Origin of the sequence: Microbacterium oxydans (assembly GCF_000956405.1) — a bacterium.
Taxonomy (GTDB): domain Bacteria; phylum Actinomycetota; class Actinomycetes; order Actinomycetales; family Microbacteriaceae; genus Microbacterium; species Microbacterium oxydans_C.
Genome location: NZ_JYIV01000027.1, coordinates 365435 through 378369 on the forward strand (window position 1 = coordinate 365435; position 12935 = coordinate 378369).

10 protein-coding genes are annotated in these 12935 nt (G+C 68.7%); 6 read left to right on the forward strand and 4 right to left on the reverse strand.

What is annotated here, in order from left to right; all coding sequences use genetic code 11:
* Window positions 1-284: 284 nt before the first annotated feature.
* The 3 genes from RN51_RS12445 to RN51_RS12455 are packed head-to-tail and all read left to right on the forward strand — an operon-like array spanning window position 285 to window position 3731.
* A complete protein-coding gene (locus RN51_RS12445; protein WP_045264330.1) occupies window positions 285-2030 on the forward strand; it encodes an ABC transporter ATP-binding protein in 1746 nt (581 codons plus the stop codon).
* Window positions 2027-2845, forward strand: a complete 819-nt coding sequence (locus RN51_RS12450; RefSeq protein ID WP_045264331.1) for an energy-coupling factor transporter transmembrane component T — start codon at window positions 2027-2029, stop codon at window positions 2843-2845. The genes RN51_RS12445 and RN51_RS12450 overlap by 4 nt, the downstream gene beginning before the upstream one ends.
* A gap of 10 nt (window positions 2846-2855) precedes the next feature.
* Complete coding sequence (locus RN51_RS12455) at window positions 2856-3731, forward strand: siderophore-interacting protein (RefSeq protein ID WP_045264332.1); 876 nt, start codon at window positions 2856-2858, stop codon at window positions 3729-3731.
* Between the two features lie 157 nt (window positions 3732-3888).
* Here the strand turns inward: RN51_RS12455 and RN51_RS12460 are convergent, their stop codons facing one another.
* The 3 genes from RN51_RS12460 to RN51_RS12470 all read right to left on the reverse strand — a co-directional run bounded on the left by RN51_RS12460 (window position 3889) and on the right by RN51_RS12470 (window position 7628).
* Window positions 3889-5241, reverse strand: coding sequence for an HNH endonuclease signature motif containing protein (locus tag RN51_RS12460; protein WP_045264333.1), 1353 nt, complete (start codon window positions 5239-5241; stop codon window positions 3889-3891).
* A gap of 141 nt (window positions 5242-5382) precedes the next feature.
* Complete coding sequence (locus RN51_RS12465; RefSeq protein ID WP_045264334.1) at window positions 5383-6546, reverse strand: acyl-CoA dehydrogenase family protein; 1164 nt, start codon at window positions 6544-6546, stop codon at window positions 5383-5385.
* A gap of 152 nt (window positions 6547-6698) precedes the next feature.
* A complete protein-coding gene (locus RN51_RS12470; RefSeq protein WP_045264335.1) occupies window positions 6699-7628 on the reverse strand; it encodes a M15 family metallopeptidase in 930 nt (309 codons plus the stop codon).
* A gap of 74 nt (window positions 7629-7702) precedes the next feature.
* On the opposite strand from RN51_RS12470, the gene RN51_RS12475 reads away from it, so the two are divergent.
* Together RN51_RS12475 and RN51_RS12480 are read left to right on the forward strand one after the other, a co-directional pair.
* Window positions 7703-8782, forward strand: a complete 1080-nt coding sequence (locus RN51_RS12475) for an Rv2578c family radical SAM protein (RefSeq protein WP_045264336.1) — start codon at window positions 7703-7705, stop codon at window positions 8780-8782.
* 46 nt (window positions 8783-8828) lie between these two features.
* Window positions 8829-9368, forward strand: coding sequence for a YaeQ family protein (locus RN51_RS12480; protein ID WP_045264337.1), 540 nt, complete (start codon window positions 8829-8831; stop codon window positions 9366-9368).
* 91 nt (window positions 9369-9459) lie between these two features.
* Here the strand turns inward: RN51_RS12480 and RN51_RS12485 are convergent, their stop codons facing one another.
* On the reverse strand, window positions 9460-11709 hold the full coding sequence (locus tag RN51_RS12485) for a DEAD/DEAH box helicase (RefSeq protein ID WP_045264338.1): 2250 nt from the start codon (window positions 11707-11709) through the stop codon (window positions 9460-9462).
* Window positions 11710-12004: 295 nt separating this feature from the next.
* On the opposite strand from RN51_RS12485, the gene RN51_RS12490 reads away from it, so the two are divergent.
* A complete protein-coding gene (locus tag RN51_RS12490; protein WP_197073251.1) occupies window positions 12005-12901 on the forward strand; it encodes an aldose 1-epimerase family protein in 897 nt (298 codons plus the stop codon).
* The last annotated feature ends 34 nt before the right edge of the window (window positions 12902-12935 follow it).

Here is a 12935-nt window from a genome sequence, read left to right on the forward strand (position 1 = left end):
CGCGGGGGCGTGCCGCATCCGACTCGGGCGGAGACGTCGGCCGCCCCCGCCGAGCAGTGCGGTGCGGTCGGGCGATCGTGTTCGTGTTCGTGTCTTGTGGCACGGCGCTCCCTCGTTCTTGCGGCGCGGTCAGCGCCTCTACGACGATGCCTGTTCCCAGGGCCGCTCCACGTCCGTCCGACGGATGATCGATGTCATCCCGTGGAGGGCTTCTGCGCGCGTGGATAATCAGGTAAGGCTCAGCTAAGTTAGAGGGGTACGATCCGTCGACCCGGGACTCCGCCGTGCGCCCATCCGCGCCCCTGCTGAGCGTGCGTGACCTCTCGCTCACCCACGCCGATGCGGCGCACCCCTCTCCACGCGACGTGACCTTCGACATCGACGCGGGAGAGGTCGTGCTGCTGCTCGGACCCTCCGGCTCCGGCAAGTCGACACTCACCCTCGCCCTCAACGGGCTCATCCCGCACGCGCTTCCGGCGACGATGACCGGCACGGTCGAGGCCGGCGGCATCGACACGGCGAGCACCCAGACGGCCACGCTGAGCACCCGCGTCGCCATGGTGTTCCAAGACCCCGATGCGCAGATCGTCACCGGCAGCGTCTACGACGAGGTCGCGTTCGGCCCCGAGAACCTGCTGCTGCCTCTCGACGTGGTGGAGAGCCGGGTCGAGGAGGCACTGCGCCGGGTCGGGCTCTGGGAACGGCGGGACGCGAACCCCGATCACCTCTCCGGTGGCGGACGACAGCGACTCGCGATCGCCGGCGCTCTCGCGATGGGGTCTCCCCTGATCGTGCTCGACGAACCGACGGCGAACCTCGATCCGCAGGGCATCGACGATGTCTACGCCGCCCTCGCTCAAGTCGTCGCGGCGGGCGACCGTGCCATCCTGCTCGTGGAGCACAACCTCGATGCGGCGATGGCCTTCGTCACGCGGACGATCGTGCTCGACCGCGAGGGCCGGGTGGCTTTCGACGGGCCGGCGTCCCAGATCATCCGCGAGCGTGCGGACGAGCTGGTCCGGATGGGCGTGTGGCTTCCGGCGGCCACGCTCGCGGCGCTCCGTCTCCGAAACCAGGGATTCTCGCTCGATCCGCTGCCACTGTCACCCCAGGAGCTCGCCGTCGCTCTCGAACGCGAGATGTTCGTGTCCCCGTCGAGCGATGCCGGGTCCGCGGCCGACGAGCAGAGCCCCGACGAGCAGAGTGCCGACGAGCAGAGTGCCGACGGGAGGAGTGCCGACGAGCACAGCGTGGCGACGACGCGGGTCGAGCCGATCATCCGCGCGCGGGGGCTGACGGTGCGCCGGCGTCGTGCCGAGATCCTCCACGGTGTCGACCTCGACCTTGCCCCCGGCAGCTTCACGGCGATCGTGGGTGCGAACGGAGCGGGCAAGACCACGCTGATCCAGGCGCTCGCTGGCGTCGTCCCCCCGCCACGCGGACAGGTGTCGGTCGACGGCATCGACCCGGCGACCGCGTCTCCCCGCGACCTCGCCGCTCGGATCGGGTTCGTGTTCCAGAATCCCGAGCACCAGTTCATCGCCCCGACGGTGTTCGACGAGCTCGCCCACGGGCTGCGGTTGCGCCATGTGCCCGCCGCCGAGATCACGGCGAGAGTCGACGAGATGCTCACCCGGTTCGGACTGGAGCACAAGGCGGACGTGCATCCGTTCCTGCTCTCGGGCGGTGAGAAGCGGCGCCTGTCGGTGGGCACGGCGCTGATCACCCGACCCCGTGTGCTGGCGCTCGATGAGCCGACCTTCGGACAGGATCGCGCGCGGGCCGCCGAGCTGCTCGGTCTGCTGCAGGGGCTGCGCGCAGACGGGACGACCATCCTGATCGTCACACACGATCTGCAGTTGGTGGCCGAGCATGCCAGCCACGTCGTGCTCCTCGCCGAGGGTCGGGTGCGGGCGGTCGGGCCCACCGCCGCGCTCCTGCAGGACGAACAGCTGTTCACGGATGCGGGGCTGCGGCTGCCGGCCCTGCAACGCGTGCTGGCGTCCGCCGGCCTCGGGGTGAGCTCATGACCGCGACGACGTTCGACCCGTACGCACGCATGACGGCGACGTCGCGCCGGCAGTTCCTGTACGGGCTGAATCCGCTCGCGAAAGTCGCCGGCTTCGCACCCGCGATGGTGCTGCTGGTGTTCGTGCGCGACCTGGCGACCCCGGCCGCGTTCCTGGTGCTCGCCTACACACTGATCCTGGTGGGCGCGCGTCTGACGGTGCGACTGCTCGCCCTGCTGCTGCTCGCTCTTCCCACGGGGATGCTTCTGATCGGCGTCGGCTTCTCCCTGTGGGTCGACACCGGACTGGTCCAGGACACCGCTCCCGTCGTGCGCATCGGGGACTGGACGCTCTACAGCGGGGCTCTGCTCCTCGGCTTCGCGACAGCGCTGCGGCTGGGCTCGATCGTCGCGCTCGCGCTCGTCGGCGGGCTCACCACCAGTGGACCCGACCTGGTGCGGGCCAGTGTGCAGCAGCTGCGGGTGCCGTATCGGATCGGCTACACGGCACTGGCGGCCTTCCGTTTCGTGCCGAGGTTCGGGCACGAGCTCTCCGTGATCAGGGCGGCCCATCGGGTGCGCGGGTATCACGGCGGTCGCGGACCGTTCGCACGCATCGCCCGGGGGTGGGGGTACATCGTGCCGCTGCTCGCCGGCGCGATCCGCCATGCCGAGCGCGTCGCACTGGCGATGGATTCTCGGGCGTTCGGTGCGCATCCGACTCGCACCGAGCGACACCTGGTCCCGTTCCGCCTGCGAGACACCGTCTTCACCGTCGCGACTCTGTTGGCATCTGCGGCCATCTTCGTCGTCTTCTTCCCCTGGCTGCTTCCCTGAAAGGCATCCGATGGCGTTCAGCAAGATGGTCAAGCCCGAGGCGTCCGAGCTCATCCACCTGACGGTGCTGCGAACGGAACGGCTGTCGGCGCACTGGATCCGGGTGACGCTCGGCGGTGGCGAGATCGAGAAGTTCCGCCCGATGGGGTTCGACCAGTGGTTCCGGCTGTTCCTGCCGATCGGCGGCGATGCGGGCCTCGACCGGGTGCCGGCGAAGGCCAACAAGGTGTTCGGGTACCTGAAGTTCCTGCGCATCCCCGACGGCGAGCGTCCGGTGATGCGCAACTACAGCGTGCGGGCGTACCGTCCGGCGGCGACGGATGCCGGTGCCGAGATCGACGTGGACTTCGTGCTGCACGGCTCGGCCGCGGACGGCACAGCAGGCCCGGCGTCGCGGTGGGCGGAGACCTGCGAGCCGGGCGAGCATGTGCTGATGATCGACGAGGGCCTCACGTTCAACCCGCAGCGCGGCGTGGAGCGTGTCGTGCTGGTGGGCGACGAGACCGCCCTGCCCGCGATCTCCTCGATCTGCGCCTCGTTGCCTGCCGCCGCGGTGGGCACCGTCATCGTGGAGGTGCCGAGCGAGGAGGATGCTCTCGCATTCACGCATCCCGCCGGCGTGGAGCTGGTGTGGATCGTGCGCCCGCATGACGTCGCTCCCGGGAGGCTTGCTCTGGAGACGCTGGCACGCACCGCCCTGCCGGATGCGCCTTTCCACGCGTATGCGGCTGGTGAGCAGGCGCTCGCCTCGGGTGCGCGCAAGCATCTCGTCGGCGAGCGCGGTGTGGACAAGAACGCCGTGAGCTTCTGCGGGTACTGGAAGATCGGCGCCGCCTCCCCCGCGTCGAAGGCCGCCCGCGAGGCCGCTGCTGAGCCGCTGGCATGAGTGCGGATGCTCATGCGGACGCCAGCGCGAATGCCTATGCACTCACGCAGCAGCGCACTCACTCGGGAGCACACTCACGCAGCAGCGCACTCACTCGGCAGCGCACTCACTCGGCAGCGCACCACGCAGCAGCGCACTCCCTCGGGAGCATCGGCACTCAAGCCGCGATGTCGAAGCGTGCCCGTCCACCGAGCCTCGGGATCCGCGCAGGGTCGACGTACGGCGGCGGAATGAACCACACCCGCGCCCCACTCCCCCTCCCACTCCCGGAAGCCTCGATACGGATCTCCCACCCGTTGTCATGGATGCGGTGGTGGCACGTTTCGCAGAGCAGCACTCCGTTGGAGAGGTCGGTCGGCCCGCGGTCACGTCTCCACCACCGGATGTGATGCGCCTTCGTCATCTCGGGCGGCAACCCGCACATCGCGCATCCCCCGTCGCGCTCCACGAGCGCCAGCCGTTGTGCCCGGGTGAACAGCCGCTTCTCCCGACCCCATTCGAGGATCTCGCTGTCGCCGCCGAGAACACACGGGATCACACCGCCACCGGCCGCCATCCTGCGCGCAGCTCCGACGCTGACCGGGTGATCGACACCATCCACGGTCGCCGACCCCGTGCCGGCTTCCAGATCGTCGAGGTTCATCCGCACGACCACCGTGGCACCGGCGACCGGCACCCGCCGCTCGCATCCGAGCACGTGCGCACAGAACACCGCCAGAGCATCAGCTTGGATCATCGGCACCGTCCGGCGGTCCGCATCGGGCGCGTCCGCGTCGGGCGCATCTTTTCGCGCGGCGAACGCGGCGGTCACGTACCCCCGGATCGCAGTGACCACCGGAGCCGCGGTCTCGACGTCGAGCACCGCGTTCAGATGCACCATGCCGTCACGCTCGAACAGCGATAGCGCACGCTTGCTGCGTCGCTCCTCTTCCCGAGGCTCCAGGCCGTCCGGGTCGAGCCATGCTTCCGCACGGACCACGAGTTTACGCACGTCGTCGAGTCCCAACCCGGTTGCCTTCTCCGTCAGCATCAGCTCGCATTCGGCGATCCTTTCCGCTCCGGCGGCGATCCGACAGCGATCGAGGAGCGCGATGATCGTCGCGGCAGCCGGAGCGCCGAGCGCACCCGAGTCGAGTGCCGCACTCACCGCTGGGTACTTCGCCGGCAGACGGGCGCCCAGGAGGTCACTGCGGGGTGCGGTCGCTTCGCCCACCTTGACCAGGAGCGAGGCATCGCCCGTCGACACTCCCGTCGCGGCCGCGATCATCTTCGCCGGGTTGCGGTAGCCCTGCTGCTTCGCCAGGCTCTCCGCTCCGAGCTCTGGGCGCGACTCACGCGATATGCACGCCGCCACCGAGACCTGCACCGCATCCAGGTGGCGCCGCAACACCCCGATCGACTCGCTCACCGCGATCAGCTGCTTCCGCGACAGCTCTCCAGAGTCATCAGCGTCAGACCACGCCTCATCGAGGCGGGACATCGCCTCGTGCAACGCGGTCAATCTGGACATGCTTCATTTTATCGCGAGTCGTGTCGAGATTCGAAGATTTGTTCTATTGAATGCCGGTGAGACCGGTATCTCGAGCAATGCTCCCCTGGAGACGAGGAGAGGCCCCGGATGCATCATCCGGGGCCTCTCCAGGAGAACGGCTCAGCGCTTACCGACGATCTGTCGTCCGACCAGGTCGCGCATGATCTCGTTCGTGCCGCCGTAGATGCGGTGCACTCGGGCGTCGGTGAACGCGCGGGCGATCGGGTACTCCATGATGTAGCCGTAGCCGCCATGCAGCTGCACTCCCGTGTCGAGCACCTCCCACTCGCGCTCGGTCGCCCAGAACTTCACCTTCGCGGCATCCTCGGCCGAGAGCTTCCCCTGCGAGTAGGCCAGCAGCGCGCGGTCGATGTAGGCCCACATCGCGTCGGTGGTCGCAGACATGTCGGCGAGCCGGAAGCGGGTGTTCTGGAAGTCGGCGATGCGCTCGCCGAACGCCTCGCGGTCCTTCGTGTAGGCGATGGTCCAGTCGAGGGCTGCCTGTGCGGCCGCAGCTGCGGCGACGCCGATCGACAGACGCTCGAGCGGGAGGTTGAGCATCAGCTGGATGAAGCCCTGACCCTCCTTGCCGCTGATGAGGTTCTCGTCGGGGACGAACACGTCCGTGAAGCTGAGCTCGGCCGTGTCCCAGCCGTGGAAGCCCATCTTGCTGAGCTTCTTGCCCTGGTCGAAGCCCTCCATGCCCTTCTCGACGAGCAGCAGGCTGAACGCGTCTGGGCGGTTGCCCTCACCGGTCTTGACGAAGGTCACCACGACATCGGCAGTCGTTCCGGAGGAGATGAAGGTCTTCGCGCCGTTGAGGATGTAGCCGCCGTCGACCTTCTTGGCGTTGGTCTTGATCCCGCGCAGGTCGGAGCCCGCGCCGGGATCGGTCATCGCGAGCGCACCGAGCACCTCACCGGTCGCCATGCGGGGCAGCCACTTCTCCTTCTGCTCCTGCGTTCCCATGTGCACGAGGTAGGGCACGGCCAGGTCGTCCTGGATGCCGAACGCGCCGGCCAGCGAACCGGCACCGGAGGCGATGACCTCCTCCATGACGATCGTGCGGAAGCGGTAGTCCTGCAGCATCCCCGCGCCGCCGAACTCCTCGGGGACCGAGAGCCCGATCAGACCGGCCTCACCGGCGGCCAGCATGGTCGCCCGGTCGATCTCACCCGCGGCATCCCACCGCTCGATCGCTTCGCCTGTCACGTGGCGCTTGACGAAGTCCTTGACCAGGTCCCGGAAAGCCTCGTGATCCTCGTCGTAGATGTCGCGTTCCATGCCGTCCTCCTGAACGTCTCATGCATCGTTGCTCCGGTGATTCTATGTCGCAGAGACGGCCGGGGACAGGAGCTTGTGAGAATGCATCCCATAAACGGTGACACTGGGTACCGCGGTTGTCGGAAGCCGCAACCGCGGAGTTCAGGCCCGATTCAGTGGGAGTAGTCGGGTGCTGCGGGAAGCCCGAAGAACTCCTCCAGGGTGTGGAATCCCCCGTCGTGATAGGCCGCTGCGAGATCGACCCCGACGTAACGGAGGTGCCAGGGCTCCGGAGCATATCCGGTGACCGGAGTTCCCACCTGTTCATAACGCACGATGAATCCGTATTCCCAGGCATGAGCGGCGACCCAGTCGCTCTGTGCCGTGCCGCCGAAGCCGTCGAGGCCACCGCAGCCCGCACCGCACGCCACCACGTCGAGCGCGAGACCCGTCTGGTGCTCGCTGTGTCCGGGCCGCGCCGAGCCCGCGTCCGCTTCCGCCTGGCCTTGAGAACGCACATGGGATCCGTAGGTCGTCACCTGCAGCCCGTAGGAGCGATAACCGTTGTTCCCGCCGATGCGCCCGACGCCGTCAGCGGTTGCCGCGTCCGCCATCCGACCGACCGCGTCGGCGACGTCGGAGCGCACGCGTCCCGATGGCGTGGTCATCTGCAGCGGCACTTGCGCAAGGTCTGTCGGCTCATACGCGGGAGGGTTCAGCGGCAGCGACTTGTTCACCACCACCCAGAGGCGCGCAGGATCGTTGAGCGAGATGCAGGGGGCATTGCCCGCCACCACCGCCTCCCGGAAAGCCGCACCGCCTCCGAAGCCCGCGACCGCGCCGGCATCGTCGCCGTTCGCGATGGCCTGCTGCACCGACGGCTCGGCGCAGGGGTCGGCCGCCGTGGTCGCAGCGACCTTGACTGTGGGGACCTGGACCACCGCGACCGGCACCGGCATGGGGTCGGCGCCGGACGGCGGCACCGGACCGGAACCGATCGAGCACAGGATCCCGATCGCCGTCAGGGCGACACCGATCGGCAGAGCAGGTCCGCGTATCGGAGACCGCGGCGCCGCATGCTGAGCGTGCGGCAGAAAGGGCATTGCGTCATTATCTCATTCGAAGATAATTATGAGAGTGGCTTGCGCAGATATCGATCATCTGTTCGAATAGTCGAGTGCGGTGGCAAGGACAGAAACTCGGCGAGACGGATGCGGCGGCGCTCCCCGGCCTCGAAGACCGATCGAGCGTGCTGCGCTCGGTCACCACTCCCGAATTCGCGGGCATGACCTTCCACGAGGTGCTGTCGAAATCGGCCCTGAACCACGTTCCCGGTGCATCACGCATGCCGTTCGCATGGACGATCAACCCCTACCGCGGATGCTCTCATGCCTGCGTCTACTGCTTCGCCCGCGGCACGCACGAGTACCTCGACCTCGACGGCGGGTCCGACTTCGACTCGCAGATCGTGGTCAAGGTGAACGTCGTCGAGGTGCTCGAACGCGAGCTGCGCAAGGGCAGCTGGGAGCACGAGACCGTGGCCCTCGGGACCAACACCGATCCGTACCAGCGCGCCGAGGGGCGCTACAAGCTCATGCCGGGGATCATCCAGGCGCTCGCCACGTCGGGAACCCCGATCTCGATCCTCACGAAGGGGACCTTGATCCGCCGCGACATCCCGCTGCTCGTGAAGGCCGCCGAGCGTGTGCCGATCGACGTGCAGATGTCGATCGCGATGTACGACGACGACCTGCGGAAGGCCATCGAGCCGGGGGCACCGACGACACAGGCCCGCCTCGACACCGTGCGGGCGCTGGCGGATGCCGGTTTCCCCGTGACCGTCTTCCTCATGCCGATCATGCCGCACATGACCGACTCGCTCGCCGCGATCGACAGCGCCCTCATACGCATCAAAGAGGCCGGGGCCCGCTCGGTCATCTACGGAGCCCTGCACCTGCGACCCGGCGTGAAGCCGTGGTTCTTCCAGTGGCTCGAAGAGCACCGTCCCGACCTCGTCTCCTCATATCGCGGACTGTATCCGGGAGCGTCCGCCGAGGCGCCGAAGGGGTACAGGCAATGGCTCGCGAAGCGCGCGCGCCCGCTCATCCGCATGCACGGACTCGACGGCCGCCACGAGGACGACTACCCCAGGCGGGGGCTTCGACCGGGACAGGGCCACGTGCAGTCGGGTCCCCGGGTGGCGTTCACACCCAGTGCGCGATCCGAGTCATCACCCGCGCAGCCGATGCTCTTCTGACCGGGTGGTCGGTCTCGTCTCCCGCACCCGCGTAGGCTCGAGGATCATGGCGATCGGTTCCACAGTCCACACATTCGAGGTGCAGCTCGCTGACACCGATCGCGGCGTCTACGAGGACTACTCGCTGCGAGTGGCGAGGCATCCGTCCGAGACCGATGCCTACATGCTCACGCGCGTGCTGGCGTACGGGCTGGAGTTCGCCGAGGGCATCGCTTTCGGCGGCAGCATCTCCTCGACCGAGGAACCGGCGGTGCTCGTGCGCGACCTAACCGGACTGATCACGGCCTGGGTCGAGATCGGAGCGCCCGATGCCGAGCGCCTGCACTACGGCAGCCGTCTCGCCGAACGCACCGTCGTGTACACACACCGCGACCCCGCCAAGGTGATGGCACCGTGGACCGACAAGCGCATCCACCGCCGCGAGGACCTCCGCGTCTACAGCTTCGACCCCGGCTTCATCGAGTCGGCGGCCGCACTCATCGAGCGACGGAACACCATGACGCTCACCGTGACCGAAGGCGTCATCTACCTCGACCTCAACGGCACCACTCTGACGTCCGCCGTCCACGTCCACGAACCGGCCTGACCCCGCACGCCCACGAACCCCGCACGACGAAGGCCCCGCACGACGAAGGCCCCGCGCCGCGCGAGCGGAACGGGGCCTTCATGAACGCGCCTCAGGCGGTCAGGTCCGCCGAGGTCGGCATACGACCGGCGATCTCCTCGATCACGTCGTCGTCCACGCGGGCGTTCTCGAACGGAGCGTCGATCTCGGCGCGGTCGAGCAGTTCCGTCATACGGCGCTGGCGCTGGCGCGTGATCAGCGTGACGACGCGACCCGAACGACCGGCACGACCGGTGCGACCCGAGCGGTGCAGGTACGTCTTGTACTCGTCCGGGGCGTCAGCCTGGACGACCAGGTCGATGTCGTCGACGTGGATGCCACGGGCGGCGACATCGGTCGCGACGAGCACGTTCACGCGGCCGGAGGTGAGACGCTCGAGGTTGCGCGTGCGCTTGGCCTGGTTCAGGTCTCCGTGCAGCGAGACGGCCGGGATGCCCGCGTCGTCGAACTGCTCGGCGAGCATGTCGGCGTAGGCGCGCGTGCGGGCGAAGACGAGGGTCTTGCCGTCGCGGTCGACGAGCGAGGTCAGGATGTCGGCCTTGTCGCGGTGCTCGATCACGAGCACGCGGTGCTCGATCGTGCTGGATTCCTGGTCCTCACCCGCCACCTCGTAGACGGCGGGGTCGACCAGGAACTCGTCGACGAGCGCGGCGACCTCGCGGTCCAGCGTCGCCGAGAACAGCAGCTTCTGGCTGCCGTCCGCGGTGTGACGCAGGATCCGCTGCACCGGCTCGACGAAACCGAGCTCGCACATGTGGTCGGCCTCGTCGAGCACCGCGATGCGGCAGTCCGAGAGGTCGAGCTTGCCCTGGTTGATCAGGTCCTCGATGCGGCCGGGGGTGCCGATCACGATGTCGACGCCCTTCTTGAGCGCACCCACCTGGCGTCCCTGCGGCACACCACCGTAGATCTGCGTGGTGAAGAGACCGACGCTGCGGGCGATCGGCTGGATCGTGCGGTCGATCTGCAGCGCGAGCTCACGCGTCGGAGCGAGGATGATCGCACGGGGAGAGCGGCCGAACTCGCGACGCTTACCGGCCTGCGACTGCAGCACGCGCTCGACGAGCGGCGCACCGAAGGCGATGGTCTTACCGGAACCCGTGCGACCACGGGCGAGCACGTCGCGACCGGCAAGAACGGCCGGGATGCTGGCGGCCTGGATCGGGAACGGGGTCGCCGCGCCCATCCCACCCAGGGTCTCGACGATGTTCGAACCGAGACCGAGGTCGGAGAAGGTCACGCCATCGACCTCGACCGCGGCGACGGACTTCGCCTCGAGGCGCTCGTGGACCACGTCGTCGCCGGGTGTGAACTTCGCCCCGGTCGAGGCCGGACGGCTCGTGGCGTTCCAGTCGTTGCGACTCGGCCGCTCATTGCGTGCCGGACGGCCGCGGGTGTCCGAGGTCAGCGGACGGGGACGCTCGGTGCGATAGGCGCCACCGGTCGACGGACGCTCGCGCCCACCCTCGAACGAACGCTGGGTGCGGTCACGGTCGAAAGCGCGACGTGCGCGGTCGGCGTCATAGGAACGCTCGGGGCGCTCGGCACCACGGTCGTTCGAGCGGGTGCGGTCGAAGCCACGGTCATCCCGGCGCGGACGCTCGTCGCGATCGAAGCGCGGGCGGTCGTCACCGCGGTCGTTGAAGCGGGGACGCTCGGCGCCGCGGTCATTGGTGAAGCGGGGACGCTCGCCGCCACGGCGATCGTCCCGAACCGGACGTCCGCCATCGCGGTGGTCGTTGTCGCGGAAGCCCTGGCGCTGGGTGCCGGCACCGCGGTCGTCACGACGCGCACGGTCGTCGCGGTCGTACCGGGGGCGGTCTCCGCCACGGTCGTCACGGTAGGTGCCGGGGCCGGTCGGACGCTGTCCGCCACGGTCATCGCGACGCGGACGGTCGTCGAAACGGCCGCCGGCGCTGGGTCGGTCGTTGTAACGAGGACGCTCGGAGCGCTCGTCGTTGCGGTGGTGCGGAGCCTCACGGCGACCGGACTCGGCACGGTTGCGAATCGCGCGGGCCTCATCGCGACCTGCGCGCTCGGACGCACCCCACCGCTGCTTGGGAGCACTGCCCTCGGCCTCGGCCGGGCGGTAGCCCCGGTGACCGGCGCTGCGGCTGCCGGGACGACGGTCGTAGCCGCCGGCGGCAGACGCGGTGCGGCGATCTCCGCCACGCTCCTCGCGCGCACCGTCACGGGCGGGTCCGCCGCTGTGGCGATCGTGGAAGGACGTCTTCTTGGCGCCGTAGCGCGGCTCGAAGTTGGCAGCGGGACGCCCGCCGCGGGGCTTCTTGTTCTTCGGCATTGCGGTGTTCTTTCTGTGTTCTCGCACGAGAACAGCGCCGCGCGCACGCGCGAGCACCCAGCGCCTGGTCTAGTTCGACCAGCGGGGTTCCGGACTGTCAGCGGCCGGGGCCATTCATGTGATGGTTGATTAGCGTCGAGCGACGCTCACCATCGGCCCCTGGACTCACACTTCACACACATAAAACGTCCGCGCCATCGCGCGGGTGTCCGAAGCCGACCGCTCAAGTCTAGCCGACGCTCCTGAGAGACCGCACAGACCCCCGGTGCCGCGCTGGTGCCCCTACGCTGAGGAGGTGATTTCCGTCTCCCCCACCGGCACCCAGATCGCCCTGCAACTCGGCGACGTCACCGCGCAGATCGCCCAGGTCGGCGCCTCGCTCCGTTCGCTGCGCATCGACGGAATCGACCTCGTGCCGCCGTACCCCGAGGATTCGCCGACTCCCGCGTGCTCCGGAGTGGTGCTCGCACCCTGGCCGAACCGGGTGCGCGACGGCCGGTGGGACGATGCGGGAACGGCCAGACAGCTCGCCATCACGGAGCCGAAACTCGGCAACGCGAGCCACGGCCTGCTGCGGTTCACGGCCTACGAGGTCGACCAGACCGAGACGGCAGCGGTGCTCCGTGCGACGATCGTGCCTCAGACCGGATACCCGTACCTGATCGAGACGGCCGTCACGTACACCCTGACCGCCGACGGCATCGATGTCGCGCACACCCTGACCAACCGCTCGGCCGCTCCGGCCCCGGTCGCGCTCGGGACCCACCCCTTCGTCACGATCGGCGACGTCGATCCGCACGACCTCATCCTGCGAATACCCGCCGATACCGCCATCGAGACCGACGAGCGACTGCTCCCCACCGGCACCCGCCCGGCCGACGCCGCTCTGCGCGAAGGGGTGCGCCTCGGCGATGTCTCCCTCGACACCGGGTTCGCTGACCTCGCACGCGACGCGGATGGGATCGTGCGCCACTCCCTCACCGCGCCCGACGGTCGGCGGGTCACGCTCTGGCAGGGAGAGGGCTTCGACTACGTGCAGGTCTACACCACGCCCCGCTACCCGGGTCAGAGCCTGGCCGTCGCGATCGAGCCGATGACCGCGCCCGCCGATGCCCTGAACAGCGGCCTCGGCATCCGGCACCTCGACCCCGACGAGACCTTGACCCTGCACTGGGGCATCACCCTGAGCTGACTTCCTGTCTCCTCTCCCCCGCACCCTCATAGCC